The sequence below is a fragment of the Enterococcus sp. DIV1337a genome, from assembly GCF_051712285.1.
GTDB classification, from domain to species: domain Bacteria; phylum Bacillota; class Bacilli; order Lactobacillales; family Enterococcaceae; genus Enterococcus; species Enterococcus faecalis.
Map to the genome: position 1 here is coordinate 319,538 of NZ_JBIOOP010000001.1, position 19,735 is coordinate 339,272.

The window sequence follows — 19,735 nt, forward strand, 5'->3', positions numbered from 1 at the left end:
GTGCATGGTCACAATGGGAGCATATTGTTTTAATAGGAGGAGAGAAAATGAAAAAAACGGTTAGACTGTTGTTGGTTGGTTATGTAGAATGGACTGTAGAAGAAAGGTATCAAAGCTGTCTAGGGAATAATATAGTGAGTATAAGACAATTGTTTAAAAAAGTTCAGGAGCCAATTACATATAGAAATACAACGAAAATATGAAAAAAATAGTAGCAGGATTTCTTAGTTTGATTAGTATTGGAATAATGTTATTTGTTGTAAAAGACAAATTGATAGAAGAAAAAAAGCAATCTTTTGTTGTGCAAGAAGAAACAGATTTTTATGTATTATCAACCCAAGCGATTTATTCATTCATGTTTTCTGAAAATGACATCAAAAAACATAAGCGAAGTCGTGTGAATCTACCAGAGATTGTCCCAACAGGGTTTTCAAAAGGAAGATTACAATCCCACTATTTACTATTTTCAACGGGTGATCTTTTGAGCAGCACTAAGGATGAATTTATAGTGAGTGTTGATTTTTTAAAAGGAGAACTTTTGAAAAGAAAGACAGAAAAATATCCTTATACTGGTACTGGTTATAGCTCCAACTATTTTTATACTGTTCAAGCAGAGCGTTTTTATTCTTTTGATACTGAAGGGAATCCAGTTAGTTCATACATGTTTAATGAATCTACAACACCAGTTACGCAATTTTCAGGAACACAAAATAAGCTATATGTCGTCGCTAGTCAGGAAGCCAAAGAAAAACAACTTTATGAGAATACGTTGTTCATTTTTAAAGAAGGGGAAAATTTGACATTAACAGACGAAATATTTTTAGATACAAACCCAGAGTATGTTTATGGTTTTACTTCTTCTGTGATTGTAAATAATCAAATTTACTTGCCGATAACGGCTCATAGAAACCGAGTAAGTTATGAAAATGTGCCAGATAATCGAATTATGCAAATGGGTTTAGATGCTAAAAATCAACGTTTTATTCAATTGACAGAGAATTTTCCTAACCTAATTTACAAAAGTAGAACGTCCGAATATTTGATTATTGATCACGAGCCAAATGCATTAGGGAAAGTGGGGCTGTCAATTGTTAATCTTGCCACGGAAGAAAGTTATTTTTTAAATATTAATGGACAGTTAAAGACGGAAGAATTAGAAGAATCTATGATTTATAGTGTAAATACAACGAAAGATAATCAGTTGTTGGTTTTAGCTGGTCAGACGCTTCTCAGATATGATTTGGTGACAGGAAATTTGCTTTCGGAAACAAAAGTTCTTGAAAAAGAAGAACAAGGTATTTATATTTGGGTTAATCATTAAAAAAGAAGGACCGCCTGATAAGTTTCTCAGGCAGTCCTTTTTTTAATGAGTGTCACTAAGAATTTTCTGAATCAATTCTTGTTGAAACTCTTTGGTATATTGTTCGGTGAGTTTCCCTTGTTCTTCTTGGGACATTGATGGATTGGCCATCATAGCGGCCATCATTTTTTTGCCAACTGTTTCAGTCCCTTCTTTTTTGATATCAGCGGCATGTTGTTCCATATATTCGCCTAATTTTTTGGCTTGATCAGCACTTAAAACTAGCCAGTCACTAGCAACGTTGAAGGTGTTTTCTTGTTTTGCAAATTGGTTATCGTTGTCAGCAAGGCCAAATAGTGTTTTGGCCCAAGACTCTTGATAGGACCATTTCGTCGTTTTTTGGACTAATGTGGCTTTTTGAGCATCTTTTTGAACCGTGTTTGTGACGTTTTCCGTTCCTGTTTTTTGTAGTTTCTTTTTGTCTGGTGTGTTGTATAAATAAACTTTTTCGGAACCATCGCCCAACGGCTGGTACAATAACATGTTGGGGCCATCTTTGCTTGCGCTGCTGCTTTTTAGTTCAAACGTTTTGTCCTGAGTAACTTCGGTCATACCAAAATGATCTTTATCGTTTAAAACGATGAGACTTAACGAAGCTAAGAAGCCTAAACCAAAAATAACCATACAGCATTTATGCCAGACTTTTCGGCCAAATACATTCGTGTAGGCAAAGCCTAACACGCAAAGGATTAAAAGAAAAATAATCATTATTTCATTGCACCTACTTCCTTAACCGGCATCGCTTCTTTTTTATTTAAGAAGAAAGTAATCGCCAAGCCGAGAACGCCAAAGATTGTTGCCACGAAGAAGGCTGCGTGGTAGCCGTTTAATGTTGCGTTTGTTGCTTGATCGCGATAAGCGAGTGGAGCTGTTTTTAATAAGTCCGATGCAGGTAAGCCGTCTTTGGTAACATTTGTTAAAACACTAATCAAAACAGCAGTTCCAATTGAGCTGGCTACTTGTCGGAAGGTGTTGTTCACAGCAGTTCCGTGACTTAATAAATTCATTGGTAAAGCATTCATGCCAGAAGTTGTCACAGGCATCATGACCATCGAAATACCAAACATCCGAATCGCATATAGGACAATGATATAAATAATAGGTGTTGCTTTGGTTAAGAAAGCGAATGGTAACGTTGCAGCTGTTAAAATAAACATCCCAGTAATCGCAAGACGACGGGCACCAATTTTATCAAAAATGCGACCCGTTACTGGCATCATAAGTCCCATGACTAACGCTCCTGGTAAAAGCATTAACCCTGAATGGAAGGCAGATTCGCCACGAATATTTTGGATATACAGAGGTAAAACCATTTCGGCACCAATCATTGCCATGTTGGTTACACCAGATAAAATGGCTGCAACAGTAAAGACTTTTGATTTAAAAACGCGTAGTTCTAAGAAAGGTTGTTCTAAATGCAATTGTCGATATGTAAAAAGACATAAAACAATCGCACCAACAATTAAGAATCCATAAACTTGTGGGCTACCCCAACCTTTATCACCAACGCTTGAGAAGCCGTAAAGTAAGCTACCAAAGCCGAGAGTAGAAAGAATGACCGATAAGACATCGATACTTGGATTAGATAATTGAATGACATTTTTCATTAAAAATGAAGCTAAAATTAGGACTAAAACAACAATTGGAATGACCATCCCAAAAAGGTCACGCCATGTATAAGAATCAATAATCCAACCAGATAATGTTGGACCTAAAGCGGGTGCTAATCCGATAACAATTCCCGTTGTGCCCATGGCAGCGCCACGTTTTTCAGGCGGGAAAATTGAAAGCATAATTGTTTGTAAAAGAGGCATAGATACGCCGACCCCTGCGGCTTGAACAAGACGTCCAGTCAATAACATGCCGAAGTCTTGCGCTACAAAACAGATGATGGTTCCAATTAAGAACGTTGACATCGCTGTTATGTATAATTTTTTTGAACTGAATTTGTTAATCAACCAAGCACTGATGGGAATCATAATGCCGTTCACAAGTAGGAATCCAGTGGTTAGCCACTGTACACTTGAAGCTGAGATATCAAATTCTTTCATTAATGTAGGTAAGGCCGTCGTTAAAAGTGTTTGGTTTAAAATCGTACAAAATGTTCCGATTAGTAAAACACCGACAAGTAACGACCGGTTATAAGGTTTTCCGTGAATATCCACAGGTTGTTGTGAAGTCACATATATCGCTCCTTTTTCTGTAAGTTTCAAATTAAATTGCATTAACTACTTTACAACTAATTAGAATCTTTGTCAACTTACTTGACAAAGGTGTAAAAAAAACTACAATTAAGGAAAGGATAAGGGAAAGGAAGTTAAACTAATGTGGTCAAAAATGATTCAGCGTTTGTTAAATGAAGAAAATTTGTTGATAGGAATTAGTGAACTAAGTGAAATTGCTGAAGTTTCGCCACGTCAACTTCGTTATTGGGAAGAAAAGGGGTATATTTCTTCCATTGCGAAAGACGCAAACGGTCCACGGAAATATCGGTTACATACAGTCGTCAAAGTGCATTGGATCAAGCGTTTTTTAGATGAAGGATATACGTTACAAAGTGCGGTGGAAAAAGCAGAAGAGCAGCACCGTAATGTGGGCATGACGAAAAAAATCTTTAGTCAAATGTTTCATGGTATCTCAGAAGTTTGTCCCAATTACGTAGCGATTGATTTAGGCGATTTCGATGAAGAACAAAAATTATATGTCGTATTTAATGAAACCACAGAAGTCAGTGAGTATCTTTTAATTCCTAAGGATGCAGATGTTTCTGATGAGTTAAAGAAAAGAAAATAAGAATGAAATAGGACTGGGAGAAAGACCTGAAGTGAAAGTAAAACGTTACTGAATGAATCTTCGAGTTCTTTTTTTCTTGCAATTTCTTTATTTTTCTATATAATTTCTTATATGGAAAAGGAGGGTTTCGATGACAGAAACAAAACCTTACGGAACAGTCTTATTAAAAGCGGCTAAAATTATGGACTGTCTAAGTTTACAACCCGATCAAACCTTACAGGAAATTGCAAAGAGTACCGAAATGACGGCATCAACGGCAATCAAAATTTTAGAAACCTTAACATTAATTGGCTATGTTCAAAAAGACACGAACAAGACATATCGCTTAGGAACAAAATTGATTCGCTATGCGAATCAAAGTGTGGAGCAAATCGATTTAGCTGAAATTGCGGTACCTTATTTAGAAAATCTTCAAAATACGGTCGATGAAACCATTCATTTAGGGATTTTAAATAAGAATGAAATTCTGTATATCAATAAATTAGAACCAAAAAATCAAACCATTCGCATGTCCTCGAAAGTAGGAATTACTCGGCCTTTGTATAATTCGGCCATGGGCAAAGCTGTTTTAGCAGAATTTTCGGAAGAACAAGTGCAACAATATTTAGACACGCAGACATTAATTCCCTATACCGAAAATACGATTACCAATCCCTTGCGTTTGAAAAAAGAATTAAAACAAGTGCAACAAACGGGGGTTGCTTACGATGATGAAGAAATTGAACAAGATATTTTCTGTAGCGGAGTATCTTTAATGAAAGATGGCGAAATTGCGGGTGCTTTTAGTGTAAGTATGCCAAAATATCGTTTGACAGAGGAAAATAAAACGACGATTAATCAAGCCCTTTTAGCAACAAAAGCAGCGATTGAAGCGAAATTATAGTAGAAAAAGTAAGCCAAACAAAAGTCGATTGGGATTTTTGTTTGGCTTTCTTTTTTTATTTTTGTAAAAACGTTTGCATTTTCTTTTTTTATCTGTATAATGAAGTTGTGAATTTCTTTATAATAAATATATATTTCTAAATAAGAAATGAGGGAGTCTGTTGAAGCGAGTATCAATTTTACAAAAATTAGAAAATGCTGGCGTGATTGCTGTGGTTCGCGGAAAGACAAAAGAGGAAGCGCTAAAAGCTAGCCAAGCCATTGTAGCAGGCGGTATGCGGGGGATTGAGTTAACCTTTACTGTTCCTCAAGCAACAGAAGTGATTCAGGAATTAGTTGCGTTATACCAAGAGAATCCTAACGTAGTCATTGGTGCGGGCACAGTTTTGGATGCTACGACTGCTCGTTTAGCTATTGTAGCAGGGGCTGAATATATTGTGAGTCCAAGCTTCGATGAAGAAACCGCTAAAATTTGCAATTTATATCAAGTTCCCTACTTGCCAGGCTGTATGACCATCACAGAAATGAAAGAAGCACTGAAAGGCGGAGCAGATATTATTAAACTATTTCCGGGCAGTGTTTATGGACCGAGTGTTATTTCGGCATTTAAAGCGCCATTGCCTCAGTTAAATATTATGCCAACGGGTGGTGTCAGTTTGGAAAATATGGCCGAGTGGTTTGCTGCAGGTGTGACGGCCGTCGGTGTTGGCGGTAATCTGTTGGCGCCAGCAGCAACTGGGGATTTTGAAAAAGTTCGTGAGGTTGCCCAAGCCTATATGGAAAAATTCCAAGCAATCAAAGGGGTGTAGGCGCATGGGAAAAGTCGTAACATTGGGAGAAATCATGTTGCGTTTGTCAACACCTGTCGGAATATGCGTAGCACAAACAGAAAATTTCGCTGTACATTACGGCGGTGGTGAAGCGAATGTAGCAATTTCGTTAGCGAACTATGGCCACCAAGTGACTTTTGCTAGTAAAGTGCCCGATAATTCATTAGGAGAAGCCGCCAAAAAGCATTTAAGTCGTTATGGGGTTTCAACGGAATTTGTACGAACTGGCGGAACACGTCTAGGGACATATTACTTGGAAACTGGTACAGGAGAACGAGCAACCAGTGTTGTCTATGATCGGGCCTATTCAAGCTTTGCTCAAATCGAAGAAATGGAATGGGACTTACATGAGCTGTTTTCAGGAGTAGAGATCTTTCATATTTCAGGGATTACAGCGGCGTTATCAAAAACGTGGCAAAGTATGACGGTTGCGCTAGTCAAAGCAGCGAAGCAAGCAGGGTGCCAAGTAAGTTTTGACATTAACTATCGAGGGAAACTTTGGACTCAGAAAGAAGCGAGCGTGGCATTGAAGGCCATTCTTCCATTTGTTGATATTTGTTCAGCTGGGGTATTAGATGCTCGTTATTTACTGGAGATTCCAGAACCAGAGGAAGAACTTGAAGACGCATTAACGTGGTACTATCGAAAAATGCAAGAACGTTATCCCAACATTCAAGTATTTTATTCAACCAAACGTCAAGTACATTCAGCGACAGATAATGAATTAATCGGCACGCTATGGTACAAAGGTGCGTATTATACGTCCAAATGTCATCGATTACAACCGATTGTTGACCGTGTCGGTGCCGGTGATGCGTTTGCTGGTGGGGTTTTACATGGCATATTAGCTGCCTATGATCCACAAACCTGTATTGATTTTGCAACAGCGGCTAGTGCGTTAAAACATACTGTACATGGTGATTGTAATCAATTTAGTCAAAAAGAAGTCCTTGCTTTTTTGGCAACGGGCTCAGGAAAAATAAATAGATAGGAGATTTTAGTTATGCAAAATATGGAAACACGTTATACACATAGTCCGGCGGATATCCGTCACTATTCAACAGAACAATTGAGAGATGAATTTTTAGTAGAGAAAGTTTTTATTCCAGGTGCAATCAGCTTAACCTACACACATAATGATCGGATGATTTTTGGTGGTGTGACACCGACCACAGAAGAATTAGAAATTATTTTGGACAAAGAATTAGGGGTTGATTATTTTTTAGAACGCCGTGAACTAGGGGTTATTAATATTGGGGGACCAGGCTTTATTGAAATTGATGGCGCCAAAGAAACAATGAAAAAACAAGATGGCTATTATATTGGGAAAGAAACAAAACATGTTCGTTTTTCTTCAGAAAACCCTGATAATCCAGCGAAATTTTACATTAGTTGTGTGCCAGCACATCATAAATATCCCAACGTAAAAATTAGTATTGATGAAATTACCCCAATGGAAACAGGTGATCCATTAACATTGAACCAACGTAAAATTTACCAATACATTCATCCGAACGTTTGTGAAAGTTGCCAGTTACAAATGGGTTACACCATTTTAGAACCAGGTAGCGCTTGGAATACTATGCCTTGTCATACACATGAACGTCGTATGGAAGCGTATGTTTATTTTGATATGGAAGAAGATACGCGGATTTTCCACATGATGGGTAAACCAGACGAAACAAAACATTTAGTAATGAGTAATGAACAAGCAGCTATTTCACCAAGCTGGTCGATTCATTCTGGGGTTGGTACAAGTAATTATTCCTTTATTTGGGCCATGTGCGGAGAAAATATTACGTACACAGACATGGATATGGTTGCAATGGATCAATTAAAATAAACCAAAGAAAGAGGAGAAAACATGGAATTTAAAATGAATGATTTTCAATTAGATGGAAAAGTAGCGTTAATTACAGGTGCTGTCTATGGGATTGGCTTTGAGATTGCGAAATCCCTAGCTGAAGCAGGAGCAACAATTGTTTTTAATAACTTATCTCCTGAATCAGTTGAACAAGGCTTGGAAAATTATCGGGCCGCAGGGATTGAAGCACGTGGTTATGTGTGTGATGTTACTGATGAAGAGCAAGTTCAAGCGATGGTTGCTCAGATTAAAGAAGAAGTCGGCTCTATTGATATTTTAGTCAATAATGCGGGAATTATTAAACGAATTCCAATGGTGGATATGTCAGCAGAAGAGTTCCGTCAAGTGATTGATGTTGACTTGAATGCGCCATTTATTATGGCAAAAGCGGTTATTCCAGATATGATTGAAAAGGGCCATGGCAAAATTATCAATATCTGTTCAATGATGAGTGAACTAGGTCGTGAAACAGTTAGTGCGTACGCGGCAGCAAAAGGCGGACTAAAAATGTTAACGAAAAATATTGCTTCTGAATATGGACAATATAATATTCAATGTAATGGGATTGGACCTGGCTACATTGAAACGCCACAGACAGCGCCATTAAGAGAATCAGGGCATCCATTTAACGAATTCATCTTGGGACGAACACCAGCTAATCGTTGGGGCACACCAGCAGATTTAGCTGGCCCAGCAGTTTTCTTAGCATCTAACGCTTCTGACTTTGTTAACGGACATATCTTATATGTCGATGGTGGCATTTTAGCTTATATTGGAAAACAACCATAAAAAATAAGTAAAGGAGCGAGACTAGCAATCTCGCTCCTTTTACTTATGGCTAGCCTTCTACTAAAAACTCACATAAAAGAAAGAAGCAATCGCCACAGCAAATGAAATAATAGCAAACACTAAACTACTCCATAGTCCTAACAGAATAAATGGTGAGGTTCTTTTGCCGCCCTTTTTCTTTAAGTAGGAAAATGTTCGTCCAGTAACAATGAATTGCCAGATACTAATCAATAAAAAAATACCGCCAATTAAGTAACGCATGTCCTCGTCCTCCTTCTACTTAGTATACCACTTGATGAAAACGTTATCAAAACGCTGTATAAAAAAGTTGCCTTTCAAAAAAGAGAAAGGCAACTTTTTTGACGGTTTAACGGACGTCACCCATTAAGTTTTGGATTGGTTTTTTCACAATGAATAAGAGAATCCCGGCAACGACAGCTACAAGTCCGACAATCCCAAAATATGCTGACTCTGTTCCAGGTGTATAGAAACGAGCAATTTGAGCGTTAATGGCTTGTGAAGCGGCATCTGCTAATAACCAAATAGCAACGGTTTGAGCTTCGAAAGCTTTCGGTGCTAATTTTGTAGTAATCGATAAGCCAACGGGAGATAAACACATTTCTCCGACAATCATAATGAAGAAACTAAAGAATAACCAAAGTGGACTCACCCGTCCTTCGGTACCATAAAGTAGACCTGGCAACATTAATAAGACGAAGGAAAGACCAGCAAAGACTAGCCCTAGTGAAAACTTCACAACTGTTGATGGTTGACGTTTACCTAGTTTTGTCCATAATGTAACAAAAATAGGGGTCAAAATAACTACGAATACAGGATTTAATGATTGGAACCAGCTAGCGGCAATCGGGAAGCCAAACAAACTCGTTTGCGTCCGTTCATTTGCAAATAGAGCAAGAATAGACGAACCTTGTTCTTCCAATGACCAGAAAACAATTGCTGCTAAGAATAATGGCAAGTAAGCCAGAACTTTTGGTTTTTCTTCAGCAGTGACGTCTTTAGACGTTAACATTTTGCTGAAATAATAAACAGGTAACAGGATTCCTAACACGCTGATGGTATTAATAAAGAAATCAATTGTTAAATGTCCTGTGACATAGGCGCCACCAAAAATAAGTAAAGCAACGACAATTGCCAGCATAAATGCTTTAGCAAATTTCTTTTGCTCTTCTTTAGACATTGGATTAGTTGGGGCTTGACCAATTCCAGCAAGAGATTTACGTCCTTGGAAATAATATTGTAGTAGCCCGAAGAACATCCCAACTGCGGCAACGGAAAAGCCTAAATGATAATTATATTCTTGTCCTAAAGTTCCGACAACAAGGGGAGCGATTAAGGCTCCGATATTAATCCCCATGTAAAAAATGGAGAAGCCTGCATCTCTACGTAAGTCAGTTTTTGAATAAAGATGGCCAACCATCCCTGAAACGTTTGGTTTTAACATCCCAGTCCCAAATACAATTAACATAATAGAAACGAATAAGGCGGGGACACCAAATGGGGTAGCGAGAACAATATGTCCAGCAATGATTAACAAACCACCAATAAAAACAGTTTTCCTTGAACCTAAGACACGGTCAGAGACCCAACCGCCAATGATACTGGACATGAAAACCATTGATCCATAAATGGACATGATGGCTAAGGCAGTTGCTTTGGGGAGACCTAAACCGCCATTGGCTACGGTATCGTAAATGTAATACATTAGAATAGCACGCATGCCGTAGTAACTGAAACGTTCCCACATTTCTGTGAAGAACAGTGTTGCTAGTCCTTTCGGTTGTCCCAGAAAGGATTTGTCTAATTTCTCAAGTTGTTCTTTGTCACTCATAGATAAAACTCCAATTCTTATAATATTCAGAATATTTGATAATAAAATGACTTAAATGTAGATTCATATATTTTATTACTCATAGATTGGAAAATAGAAAGAGAAAAAACTGATTACGTTTTTAAATAACAAACGTTTGAGTGGTCGTTTGTTTTTTATTCGTGAATTGTGATAAAAATGAATATTTATTCTGCTTTATTTTCAATACTTTGTTTTCACAGTCGTTTTAGCTATTCCTTTTTTGAATAAGATTAAAATGAATAAATAACAAGCAAAATATAAGATTTTTTTGTTTAACTCTTTTTGTTTCAATAGGAAGTGCTTAGTGTTTTTTCAGAATCGAAAAATGAATACGATAAAAAATTTAACTATATAATAAAAGGAAAAATAAAAATAGTGAATGATAAAAAAATTCAAAGAAAACACCTGTTCTTTTTAGGCGTGAGTTTTTGAAAAAAACATTCTCATGTCTAGTATCTTTAACATTTTGTTACTTTTTGACTGAAACGAATGTAAAAAAAACGACATTTAATGGCTAATCAAGGGTTAGAAAACGGTTTCTCGAAAATAAAATCCTGTTTTTTTAACTTTTTTTCGCAAAATATAAACAGGATAATATCAAGCTTCCGACAGCTTTTTATTACAAAATGTAACAAAACCGACATTCTAGTAATAAATTGTCACGAGATATTCACCTACGACCGGTCATTCGATGATAAAGTATGTGAAGTCGTTTCGATAAAGCGAAGCAGACGTGGTTGTTGCCGAGAGCTAAGAGCAACAATCAAATATTTTTAATTACAAAGGAGAAACATACATGAAATCAATCAAAACGATTTTACTTGGAACAACTTTGGCCGCAGGTTTAGGATTATTCTTAGGAACAGACGCAAACGCAGAAAGCTTATATACAGTTAAAGCAGGAGATACTTTATCAACAATTTCACATCAATTTGCAGGAGACAATAGCTTAATTCAAAAAATTGCTTCTGATAACAAATTGCCAAACCTTGATTTAATTTTTGAAGGAGAACAATTAGTTATTCGTTCAGAAAAAGAAGTTGCTAATACTCCAGCACCAGCTGTAGAAGTTGCACCAGTTCAACCAGTAGTTGAACAACCTGTTGCACAACCCGTTCAACAAGAAGTACAACAACCTGTTGCTCAAGAAGTAGCACAACCAGCAGCACCTGCCGCAAGCAGTGATGCAAAAGAGTGGATTGCACAACGTGAATCTAGTGGTTCTTACGATGCAACAAACGGTCAGTATATCGGTCGTTACCAACTATCTGCCTCTTATTTAAATGGTGACTATTCACCTGCCAACCAAGAACGCGTGGCAGATCAGTACGTAGCAGGTCGCTATGGTTCATGGGATGCAGCTAAATCATTCTGGTTAGCAAATGGTTGGTACTAAAATTAAATAAACGAAGTAATATAATTACTTATTAAAAACCATAAACAAAAAAACAGTAACCTGTAAAGATTACTGTTTTTTTTGTCGATTTGTTAAGGTACAACGCCCCACGCTCGTCAATTGGTGGTCTGCGTTATAAATTTTTGCTTCCCAAACTTGAAGGGTCTTTCCCGAGTGATCGGGCGTCGCAATCACGGTAAGGCTACCATCATGGACACTACGAAGATGATTTACTTGTAAGTCTATGCCGACAGCAAAAGCATTTTCAGGAACGTTTTCGTTCGCACCTAAACTACAGGCAGTTTCAATTAAGATGCCATTTAAGCCCCCGTGGACAAGGCCATAGGGTTGTTTATGCACGTCTTTTACCGCTAAAGTAAGCTGACATTTCTCAGCAGAAACGTGTTGAATCGTGATGCCTAAATACTCTAAAAGATGAATCGTAATCAGTCCTTTCTAATAAAAGAGAGAATAAAAGGTTTTTTATTTATTATACAGGAATGAAGAAAATTTGAAATAGCCATGTTTTTTCTTAAAATTCAAGCGACTTTTTCTCTAAAGTGCCGATTCTTGTGTATAATAGAAAAGATGAGATTAATGAAGGAGGTTTCCTAATGAGAAACTGGACAACAATTAAAGAATATGATGAAATTTTATTTGAGCAAGCAGGCAAAGTAGCAAAAATTACTATCAACCGCCCGCATGTTCACAACGCATTCACACCAAAAACAGTCATGGAAATGATTGATGCATTCAACATTAGTCGTGATAAAGAAGATGTCGGGGTCATTATTTTAACAGGCGCAGGTGACCAAGCATTCTGTTCTGGTGGCGATCAAAAAGTTCGAGGCAACGGTGGTTATGTTGGTGAAGACAATATTCCACGTTTAAATGTGTTAGATTTACAACGGTTAATTCGTGTCATTCCCAAACCAGTCATCGCAATGGTGAAAGGCTGGTCCATTGGTGGCGGCAATGTTTTACAATTAGTTTGTGATTTAACAATTGCGGCTGAAAATGCTAAGTTTGGGCAAACAGGACCAAATGTCGGTAGCTTTGATGGTGGATATGGCTCAGGTTACTTAGCGCGCGTTATCGGCCATAAAAAAGCGAAAGAAGTTTGGTTTATGTGCAAACAATATTCCGCCCAAGAAGCTTTAGATATGGGCTGGATTAATACAGTTGTTCCATTGGAGCAAGTAGAAGATGTGACAATGGAGTGGGCGGAAGAAATGTTAACCAAAAGCCCCATTGCTTTACGGATGATTAAAGCCTCTTTAAATGCCGATACAGATGGCTTGGCTGGTGTGCAACAATTAGCTGGTGATGCGACACTTCTTTACTATACAATGGCCGAAGCACAAGAAGGCCGAGATGCATTTAAAGAAAAACGGACACCAGATTTCGATCAATTCCCTAAATTCCCATAAACCAATGACTTGGTTAAATAAACAAGTACAAAAACGTCCCGATCATCCTGCTTTTTATTTTCAGGATGAATCTTGGACGTTTTTAGAAGTGCAACAAGAAGTCAGCCAGTGGGTAGCCACATATCAACAGGTGCTTGCACCAGAAGAAAAACGTGTGGCTTTATTCAGTAAGAATAGCAAAGAGTTGTATTTTTCAATTCTAGCCTTATGGGAATTGGGGAAAGAGTTATTATTTTTAAATACGCATTTGACACTTGCTGAACTGACTTTTCAGTTAAAAGATGCGCAAGTTAAAACGATTATTGGTGCACCTGAAACGCAGGCTTTGTTAGAGGAGATTTCTTTTGTCGACGTTCAACCAATGGTTAAAAAACAGCATAGTCTTTCACGTCAGGAGTTTCAACAGCCAAGTGACTTAGAGTCGGTGGCTTCTATTATGTATACATCTGGAACTACAGGACAGCCTAAAGGGGTCTTGCAACGGTTTAAAAATCATTTGGCCAGTGCTAGAGGCACTCAAGAAAATATGGGGATTACTGCTGAAGATTGTTGGTTGTGTGCAGTCCCGTTATTTCACATTAGCGGATTGTCGATTGTTGTTCGACAACTCGTCTTAGGTTGTAGTATTCGCCTTTACGATAAATTTGATGAACAGCAAGTGACACAAGATTTACAAGAAGGCCGTGGAACCGTCATTTCAGTGGTTGCGACAATGTTACAACAATTATTGTCTGTCTATCCTGAGGCTGGCTACAGCGTCAGCTTTAAAGGAATGCTATTGGGTGGCGGACCGATTGCATCGGATAAATTAGCGCAGTGTGAGGAAAAAGGGATTCCAGTCATTCAATCTTATGGGATGACGGAAACGTGTTCGCAAGTTGTTGCCTTGAAATTTGAAGATGCGGCACTGAAAATCGGCTCTGCTGGGCAACCGTTAAAAGATATGCAGATCAAAATTGTTGATGAACTAGGACAAGAACAGCCAGAAAAGCAAGTCGGGGAAATTTTACTTAAGGGACCAAACGTTGTTTCAGGTTACCTTAACCAGCGTCAACCTGAAAAATGGACAGCGGATGGTTGGTTTAAAACAGGCGACATGGGCTATTTAGATGCACAAGGTTACCTGTATTTGGTTAGTCGTTTAAGTGAACTCATTATCTCTGGTGGTGAAAACATTTACCCCACTGAGGTTGAACAGGTGTTACAGGCGATAACAGGAATTAAAGCAGCGGCAGTTGTGGGAGAACCAGATGCGCAATGGGGAGCCGTCCCAGTTGCTTATGTGATTAGTGATCAAGAACTCACCTTAGCGCAAATTCAAGACCAGTGTTCACGAAAACTGGCAAAATATAAACGACCGAAACGCATTTATTTTTGTCATTCTTTCCCGCAAACAGCGAGTGGAAAGATTGCCAAACATCGTTTCATGACAGAAGAAAGAGAGGCGTTTTTAATCAGATGAAATTGCCTGATGAATTACGACAAGCCTATCAGAAGAATGCCCGTCAGTTCAGTTGGGTTTTTCCATTAGAAACAGAACAAACAGCCTTAGCAATTTTTGCCGCTGGTGAAAAGGCATACCAAGGAGAACGTTTTTTTTGGCAAACGCCGAAAAAAGATTTTGCTTTGGTTGGCTTCGGATATGAAACTATCTTAAAAGGCGCAGAAACAGAAACGCAGCAATTGAACAATTTTTTAAAAAAAGAGGCGGCAACTCGTTTTCAAAATATGTCTATTTCTGGTACGGGGGCTCTTCTGTTTGGCGGTTTGCCTTTTGATACAGAACAAACGCCTACTGAGGCCTGGGGAGAGTTAGGGGAAGGTTGGTTTTATCTACCAAGTATTCTATTTACTTTTTCAGGTTCACGTATTTATGGAACGCTGAACTTTTCAGGTTCTAGTGAACAAGAAGTCGAGGAACGTTGGTCGACTTTGGTGGCTCAGTTTGATCGCTTGTTAGCTACCTGTGAGGAGTTGCCAGCTGTAGCGGAAACAAAGATTGACAAGGAAGAAGTTGCCGTGACTGAATGGCTACAAGCTGTCAACGAAACCGTAGCAGTCTTAAGAGAAGCTGGCCCTTTAAAAAAAGTGGTTTTGGCTCGACAACTTGCTGTGAGCAGTCCTGAAAAAATTCGAAGTAACCAAGTGCTCGTTAATTTAATGGCACAACAACAAAATACGTATTTGTTTGCTTTGGAAGCCAACGACACCAGTTTCATTGGTGCAACACCAGAACGACTTCTGTTGGGTACTAAAGAAGCGTTTGCGACCGCTTGTATTGCAGGAACCATTAAAACGGGTCAAACACCAGAAGAAACGAAAGCTTTAGGAGCACAACTTTTACAAGACCGCAAAAATACCGGAGAACATCAAATCGTGGTGGAACGTTTAGCGAAAGAGTTGGCGAAGATGACGACTTCTGAAAACAGTATTCAAGCACCAATTATTTTGGAAAATCGAGATGTACAACATCTTTATGTGCCGATTTCGGGTCAACGTAAGCCAGGAATTTCGTTCTTGGAAAGTGTGATGCAGCTACACCCAACGCCAGCTTTAGGCGGTGAGCCCAAAGAGTTGGCAGTCGAATGGATTCGACAATATGAGCCGGGGAGTCGTGGGTTATATGGTGCGCCCATCGGTTGGATTTCAGGGAATGATGATAGTGGCGAGTTCGCTGTGGCCTTGCGTTCAGGTGTCTTTGCTGGTCAGCAAGGCGTTCTTTATGCAGGTTGTGGTATCGTTGCTGATTCTCAAGCAGAGCTAGAAAGAGAAGAAACGAAAATAAAATTTCAACCGATGTTACGAGGAATTGGAGGGCAGGTTTAATGAATCATCAAGAAACAATGACCGATTATTTAATGGCCTTTATTGAAGGCTTAAAAAATAGTGGGGTTGAACAAGCAGTCATTAGTCCAGGATCCCGTTCCACACCACTGGCTTTATTACTTCATCGGGAAACCGCAATCCAAACTTTTGTCGATGTCGATGAACGTTCCGCTGCTTTTTTTGCTTTAGGATTAAGTAAAGCGAGTCAAAAACCAGTGGTCTTACTTTGTACCTCTGGAACAGCAGCTGCAAACTATTATCCAGCAATTTGTGAAGCCAATATTAGCCATGTACCCTTAGTTGTTTTAACAACGGATCGGCCGCATGAGTTACGTCAAGTTGGTGCTCCTCAAGCCATGGACCAATTACAAATGTATCAAAATCATGTGAAATTATTTGTTGAAATGGCTTTGCCAGAAGCAACAGAAGAGATGTTGAATTACGCCTATTGGCAAGGCGCTAAAGGAGCAGCGTTTGCGCAACAAACGCCTGCAGCACCTGTTCATTTGAATTTTCCTTTGCGGGAACCATTATTACCTGACTTAGAGAGAAAAACAAAGAGTTCTCAACAAACGGCTTTATTCGCTGGCCAATCAATCCTTTCTACAGAACAAGTGCAACAGTTAGCGGATCAATGGTACCAGAAAAACGGCGTCTTGGTTGTCGGTGGCAGTCATACAGAGGAGGAAGCGGCGTTATTTATTCAATTAGCCGAAGCTTTGCAATGGCCGTTACTAGCGGATCCTTTAGCAAACATTGTGACACATGAGCGAAATAGTGAAGTTATTATTGCACACAGTGACCTGTTTCTAAATGTGGCGACCTTGCCACAAGAACCAGAAGTGGTAGTGCGCTTTGGTTCACTGCCAATTTCTAAAAACATCATGTTATGGTTGAAACGCTTAGCAACGACAGAGACTGCTTTTTATTTTGTAGACGAAAATGGGCAATGGCAAGAGCAATTGAAAAAATCACAAACAGTTATTCAGGCAAAGGAAACCACGTTTGTAGAACAACTACTAACGGTTGTCAAACCAACAGAAGCGACTTGGTTAGCACAATGGCTCCTGCTGGAAAAAACGGTCTCTGAAGTCCTTCTAGAAACGCTGAACGCGACAGAATTAAATGAAACAACAGCCAGTTTAGCTGTTCACAAAACGATGAAAGAGAACGGTCAGTTATTTGTATCTAATAGTATGGCTATCCGCTACTTAGATCGATTTATGGACAGTCGCCCTTATCGGATGTTTGGAAATCGCGGCATCAATGGGATTGATGGGATTGTTTCAACTGCTTTAGGAATGAGTGCCGTAGCACCGACACAGCAAAACGTTCTACTGATTGGTGATTTAGCGCTATATCATGATATGAATGGTTTATTTTTGGCTAAACGTTATCAGTTGCCGTTAACAATTGTTTTATTAAATAACAATGGTGGCGGGATTTTCTCTTTTCTATCCCAACGAACTTTACGTGAGGATGATTTTGAGCCTTTATTTGGAACACCGCTTGATTTAGATTTTTCGTTAGTTGCTGAACTTTACGGGGCTTCGTATCAAGAAGTCAAAACAATCGCGGAGCTCAAGCAAATTTTACAAACAGCGGCTGAAGAACCACAATTTCAAGTGATCGAAGTCAAAGGAAATCGTCAAGAGAATGTTCATTTGTACGAATCAATTTTAGCTGAAATTGGTAGACGAGTAGAAAGACAGGGGATTTCATGGAACGGTTAATTCGGGGAATGCAGTACCATTATCAATGGTTAACACCTTTTGATGCAAAGCGAACGACACTAGTCTGTTTACACGGTTTCACAGGAACGTTAGCCACGTTTGCAGCCGTTTTTCCTAGTCACACACCTTATAACGTTTTAGGCATTGATTTACCTGGGCATGGTGCTACTGCTAGTTTGGTAGCACCAGAGCGTTATACCATGAAACAAGTTTGCCGTGATATTGCTGAACTAACCGAATCGCTAAATTTGCCTTGTTTTTGTTTATTAGGCTATTCAATGGGCGCTCGAACAGCTTTAGGTTTTGCATTACATTATCCACAAAAGGTACAGCATCTTTTATTGGAAAGTGGGTCACCAGGTTTGGCCACCGCCGCAGAACGTCAGACTCGTATCTATCAAGATCATCGTTTGGCGGAACGTCTCTTAGAGGAACCGCTTGTGGATTTTATTGATTTCTGGCAAGAATTACCGTTATTTCAAACGCAAAAAGCCTTGTCTATGACACAGCGAATGGCCATTCGTCAGGAACGTTTGAGCCAATCGGCCTTTGGATTGGCTAGTAGTTTGTGGTATATGGGTACAGGAGCGCAAGAGAGTTATTGGGAACGTCTAGCAGAATTGCAGCCGATTCCTACCGATTTATTGGTAGGCGGCGAAGATCAAAAGTTTATTGGGATTGCGAAAAAAATGCAGGCACGTCAACCGTTGTTGCGGCTGACAATTTTTCCTGAAGCAGGACATTGTATTCATTTGGAACAACCAACGATTTTCTATGAAAAGGTGACAGTGTTATTGAAAGGAGCCATCTGAATGAACATTCAATCAATTGAAACCTATCAAGTTCGTTTACCTTTAAAAACGCCGTTTGTCACGAGCTATGGTCGCTTGGAAGAAAAAGCGTTTGATCTATTTGTAATAACGGATGAGCAAGGAAATCAAGGATTTGGCGAATTAGTGGCTTTTGAGCAGCCTGATTATGTGCAAGAAACGTTGGTAACCGAACGCTTCATCATCCAACAGCATTTAATTCCGTTACTTTTAACAGAAGCGATTGAACAGCCGCAAGAGGTTTCAACAATTTTTGAAGAAGTTAAAGGGCATTGGATGGGAAAAGCTGCGTTAGAAACTGCCATCTGGGATTTATATGCCAAACGGCAACAGAAGAGTTTAACTGAATTTTTTGGACCAACGCGGAGGAAAATTCCTGTAGGGATTAGTTTAGGGATTCAAGAAGACTTACCTCAATTACTTAAACAAGTTCAGTTAGCTGTAGAAAAAGGGTATCAACGAGTGAAGCTGAAAATTCGTCCCGGTTATGATGTGGAACCCGTTGCTTTGATTCGTCAGCATTTTCCTAACTTGCCTTTAATGGTCGATGCCAATTCAGCGTATACATTGGCTGATTTGTCTCAATTGCAACGTTTAGATCACTATCAATTAGCGATGATTGAACAGCCTTTTGCTGCAGATGATTTTTTAGATCACGCACAATTACAAAGAGAACTGAAAACAAGAATTTGTTTGGATGAAAATATTCGTAGTCTCAAAGACTGCCAAGTGGCGTTAGCATTAGGCAGTTGCCGTAGTATCAATTTGAAGATTCCTCGTGTAGGTGGGATTCACGAGGCGTTGAAAATTGCCACATTTTGCCAAGAAAATGATTTATTAGTTTGGTTAGGTGGCATGTTTGAGTCTGGTGTTGGACGCGCATTGAATTTGCAATTTGCGTCACAGCCTACCTTTTCCTTTCCAGGTGATATTTCAGCAACGGAACGCTATTTTTATGAAGATATCATCACTGAACCTTTTATTTTAGAGCAAGGGACAATGACCGTGCCTCAGGGGCTTGGTATTGGTGTGACACTTTCTCAGACGAATTTGCTAAAATATAGTCAGTATCAAAAAATCATGTAACAATAACAAAATTGCGCCTATGACCATGCGGAGAAGCATAATCTAG

At 39.0% G+C, this 19,735-nt stretch carries 20 protein-coding genes; 15 read left to right on the plus strand and 5 right to left on the minus strand.

From position 1 onward, the window contains the following. The first annotated feature begins 47 nt into the window (after window positions 1–47). Together IGL49_RS01630 and IGL49_RS01635 are read left to right on the plus strand one after the other, a co-directional pair. On the plus strand, window positions 48–203 hold the full coding sequence (locus IGL49_RS01630) for a hypothetical protein (protein ID WP_240185142.1): 156 nt from the start codon (window positions 48–50) through the stop codon (window positions 201–203). Beyond that, entirely contained in the window at window positions 200–1,321 is a 1,122-nt protein-coding gene (locus IGL49_RS01635) for a hypothetical protein (RefSeq protein ID WP_002375823.1), read from the plus strand. Before IGL49_RS01630 ends, IGL49_RS01635 begins: the two co-directional genes overlap by 4 nt. A gap of 42 nt (window positions 1,322–1,363) precedes the next feature. Here IGL49_RS01635 and IGL49_RS01640 read toward each other — a convergent pair whose 3' ends face one another. Further along, complete coding sequence (locus IGL49_RS01640; RefSeq protein ID WP_104853855.1) at window positions 1,364–2,068, minus strand: DUF4811 domain-containing protein; 705 nt, start codon at window positions 2,066–2,068, stop codon at window positions 1,364–1,366. Beyond that, complete coding sequence (locus IGL49_RS01645; protein WP_002389910.1) at window positions 2,068–3,585, minus strand: MDR family MFS transporter; 1,518 nt, start codon at window positions 3,583–3,585, stop codon at window positions 2,068–2,070. The genes IGL49_RS01640 and IGL49_RS01645 overlap by 1 nt, the downstream gene beginning before the upstream one ends. A 100-nt stretch (window positions 3,586–3,685) precedes the next feature. Between IGL49_RS01645 and IGL49_RS01650 the strand changes: the two genes are divergently transcribed. The 6 genes from IGL49_RS01650 (at window position 3,686) to IGL49_RS01675 (ending at window position 8,518) form a co-directional block, all read left to right on the plus strand. Beyond that, entirely contained in the window at window positions 3,686–4,153 is a 468-nt protein-coding gene (locus IGL49_RS01650) for a MerR family transcriptional regulator (protein WP_002383688.1), read from the plus strand. Between the two features lie 130 nt (window positions 4,154–4,283). Further along, a complete protein-coding gene (locus tag IGL49_RS01655) occupies window positions 4,284–5,036 on the plus strand; it encodes an IclR family transcriptional regulator (protein WP_104853856.1) in 753 nt (250 codons plus the stop codon). Between the two features lie 160 nt (window positions 5,037–5,196). Then, window positions 5,197–5,844: a bifunctional 4-hydroxy-2-oxoglutarate aldolase/2-dehydro-3-deoxy-phosphogluconate aldolase gene (locus IGL49_RS01660; RefSeq protein ID WP_104853857.1), complete on the plus strand. Its 648-nt coding sequence runs from the start codon at window positions 5,197–5,199 to the stop codon at window positions 5,842–5,844. A gap of 4 nt (window positions 5,845–5,848) precedes the next feature. Beyond that, entirely contained in the window at window positions 5,849–6,856 is a 1,008-nt protein-coding gene (locus tag IGL49_RS01665; RefSeq protein ID WP_104853858.1) for a sugar kinase, read from the plus strand. Window positions 6,857–6,868: 12 nt separating this feature from the next. After that, on the plus strand, window positions 6,869–7,708 hold the full coding sequence (gene kduI, locus IGL49_RS01670; RefSeq protein WP_002355301.1) for a 5-dehydro-4-deoxy-D-glucuronate isomerase: 840 nt from the start codon (window positions 6,869–6,871) through the stop codon (window positions 7,706–7,708). A gap of 21 nt (window positions 7,709–7,729) precedes the next feature. Next, on the plus strand, window positions 7,730–8,518 hold the full coding sequence (locus tag IGL49_RS01675; RefSeq protein WP_104853859.1) for a gluconate 5-dehydrogenase: 789 nt from the start codon (window positions 7,730–7,732) through the stop codon (window positions 8,516–8,518). Window positions 8,519–8,578: 60 nt separating this feature from the next. Here IGL49_RS01675 and IGL49_RS01680 read toward each other — a convergent pair whose 3' ends face one another. Beyond that, complete coding sequence (locus tag IGL49_RS01680) at window positions 8,579–8,779, minus strand: hypothetical protein (protein WP_104853860.1); 201 nt, start codon at window positions 8,777–8,779, stop codon at window positions 8,579–8,581. A gap of 106 nt (window positions 8,780–8,885) precedes the next feature. Next, entirely contained in the window at window positions 8,886–10,367 is a 1,482-nt protein-coding gene (locus IGL49_RS01685) for a peptide MFS transporter (RefSeq protein ID WP_002355315.1), read from the minus strand. Window positions 10,368–11,184: 817 nt separating this feature from the next. Between IGL49_RS01685 and IGL49_RS01690 the strand changes: the two genes are divergently transcribed. Next, on the plus strand, window positions 11,185–11,784 hold the full coding sequence (locus IGL49_RS01690; protein ID WP_104853862.1) for a LysM peptidoglycan-binding domain-containing protein: 600 nt from the start codon (window positions 11,185–11,187) through the stop codon (window positions 11,782–11,784). A gap of 69 nt (window positions 11,785–11,853) precedes the next feature. Here the strand turns inward: IGL49_RS01690 and IGL49_RS01695 are convergent, their stop codons facing one another. After that, window positions 11,854–12,234 (minus strand): PaaI family thioesterase, encoded by a 381-nt coding sequence (locus IGL49_RS01695; protein WP_174108268.1) that lies wholly within the window; start codon window positions 12,232–12,234, stop codon window positions 11,854–11,856. Between the two features lie 110 nt (window positions 12,235–12,344). Here IGL49_RS01695 and menB point away from each other — a divergent pair, with 110 nt between their 5' ends. Genes menB through menC form a run of 6 tightly spaced genes read left to right on the plus strand, consistent with a single transcriptional unit; the run spans window position 12,345 to window position 19,689 of the window. Further along, a complete protein-coding gene (menB, locus tag IGL49_RS01700; protein WP_002385329.1) occupies window positions 12,345–13,214 on the plus strand; it encodes a 1,4-dihydroxy-2-naphthoyl-CoA synthase in 870 nt (289 codons plus the stop codon). A gap of 4 nt (window positions 13,215–13,218) precedes the next feature. Then, the gene (locus IGL49_RS01705; RefSeq protein WP_104853878.1) at window positions 13,219–14,676 is read left to right on the plus strand and encodes an o-succinylbenzoate--CoA ligase; all 1,458 of its coding nucleotides are present in this window, start codon (window positions 13,219–13,221) and stop codon (window positions 14,674–14,676) included. Further along, the gene (locus IGL49_RS01710) at window positions 14,673–16,040 is read left to right on the plus strand and encodes an isochorismate synthase (protein WP_104853864.1); all 1,368 of its coding nucleotides are present in this window, start codon (window positions 14,673–14,675) and stop codon (window positions 16,038–16,040) included. Before IGL49_RS01705 ends, IGL49_RS01710 begins: the two co-directional genes overlap by 4 nt. Beyond that, window positions 16,040–17,773, plus strand: a complete 1,734-nt coding sequence (gene menD / locus IGL49_RS01715; protein ID WP_104853865.1) for a 2-succinyl-5-enolpyruvyl-6-hydroxy-3-cyclohexene-1-carboxylic-acid synthase — start codon at window positions 16,040–16,042, stop codon at window positions 17,771–17,773. Before IGL49_RS01710 ends, menD begins: the two co-directional genes overlap by 1 nt. Continuing rightward, entirely contained in the window at window positions 17,761–18,585 is an 825-nt protein-coding gene (gene menH / locus IGL49_RS01720; RefSeq protein ID WP_164982911.1) for a 2-succinyl-6-hydroxy-2,4-cyclohexadiene-1-carboxylate synthase, read from the plus strand. The genes menD and menH overlap by 13 nt, the downstream gene beginning before the upstream one ends. After that, window positions 18,586–19,689 carry an o-succinylbenzoate synthase gene (gene menC, locus IGL49_RS01725; protein ID WP_104853866.1) on the plus strand — a complete coding sequence of 368 codons (1,104 nt, stop codon included), beginning with the start codon at window positions 18,586–18,588 and terminating at the stop codon, window positions 19,687–19,689. It begins immediately after the preceding gene. Window positions 19,690–19,735: the final 46 nt, after the last annotated feature.

Excerpts from the sequence above, each read along its gene's own strand:
- IGL49_RS01630 (WP_240185142.1), top strand. The coding sequence starts at position 48 with ATGAAAAAAACGGTTAGACTGTTGTTGGTTGGTTATGTAGAATGGACT.
- IGL49_RS01635 (WP_002375823.1), top strand. The coding sequence starts at position 200 with ATGAAAAAAATAGTAGCAGGATTTCTTAGTTTGATTAGTATTGGAATA.
- IGL49_RS01640 (WP_104853855.1), bottom strand. The coding sequence starts at position 2,068 with ATGATTATTTTTCTTTTAATCCTTTGCGTGTTAGGCTTTGCCTACACG.
- IGL49_RS01645 (WP_002389910.1), bottom strand. The coding sequence starts at position 3,585 with ATGCAATTTAATTTGAAACTTACAGAAAAAGGAGCGATATATGTGACT.
- IGL49_RS01650 (WP_002383688.1), top strand. The coding sequence starts at position 3,686 with ATGTGGTCAAAAATGATTCAGCGTTTGTTAAATGAAGAAAATTTGTTG.
- IGL49_RS01655 (WP_104853856.1), top strand. The coding sequence starts at position 4,284 with ATGACAGAAACAAAACCTTACGGAACAGTCTTATTAAAAGCGGCTAAA.
- IGL49_RS01665 (WP_104853858.1), top strand. The coding sequence starts at position 5,849 with ATGGGAAAAGTCGTAACATTGGGAGAAATCATGTTGCGTTTGTCAACA.
- kduI (WP_002355301.1), top strand. The coding sequence starts at position 6,869 with ATGCAAAATATGGAAACACGTTATACACATAGTCCGGCGGATATCCGT.
- IGL49_RS01675 (WP_104853859.1), top strand. The coding sequence starts at position 7,730 with ATGGAATTTAAAATGAATGATTTTCAATTAGATGGAAAAGTAGCGTTA.
- IGL49_RS01680 (WP_104853860.1), bottom strand. The coding sequence starts at position 8,779 with ATGCGTTACTTAATTGGCGGTATTTTTTTATTGATTAGTATCTGGCAA.
- IGL49_RS01685 (WP_002355315.1), bottom strand. The coding sequence starts at position 10,367 with ATGAGTGACAAAGAACAACTTGAGAAATTAGACAAATCCTTTCTGGGA.
- IGL49_RS01690 (WP_104853862.1), top strand. The coding sequence starts at position 11,185 with ATGAAATCAATCAAAACGATTTTACTTGGAACAACTTTGGCCGCAGGT.
- IGL49_RS01705 (WP_104853878.1), top strand. The coding sequence starts at position 13,219 with ATGACTTGGTTAAATAAACAAGTACAAAAACGTCCCGATCATCCTGCT.
- IGL49_RS01710 (WP_104853864.1), top strand. The coding sequence starts at position 14,673 with ATGAAATTGCCTGATGAATTACGACAAGCCTATCAGAAGAATGCCCGT.
- menD (WP_104853865.1), top strand. The coding sequence starts at position 16,040 with ATGAATCATCAAGAAACAATGACCGATTATTTAATGGCCTTTATTGAA.
- menH (WP_164982911.1), top strand. The coding sequence starts at position 17,761 with ATGGAACGGTTAATTCGGGGAATGCAGTACCATTATCAATGGTTAACA.
- menC (WP_104853866.1), top strand. The coding sequence starts at position 18,586 with ATGAACATTCAATCAATTGAAACCTATCAAGTTCGTTTACCTTTAAAA.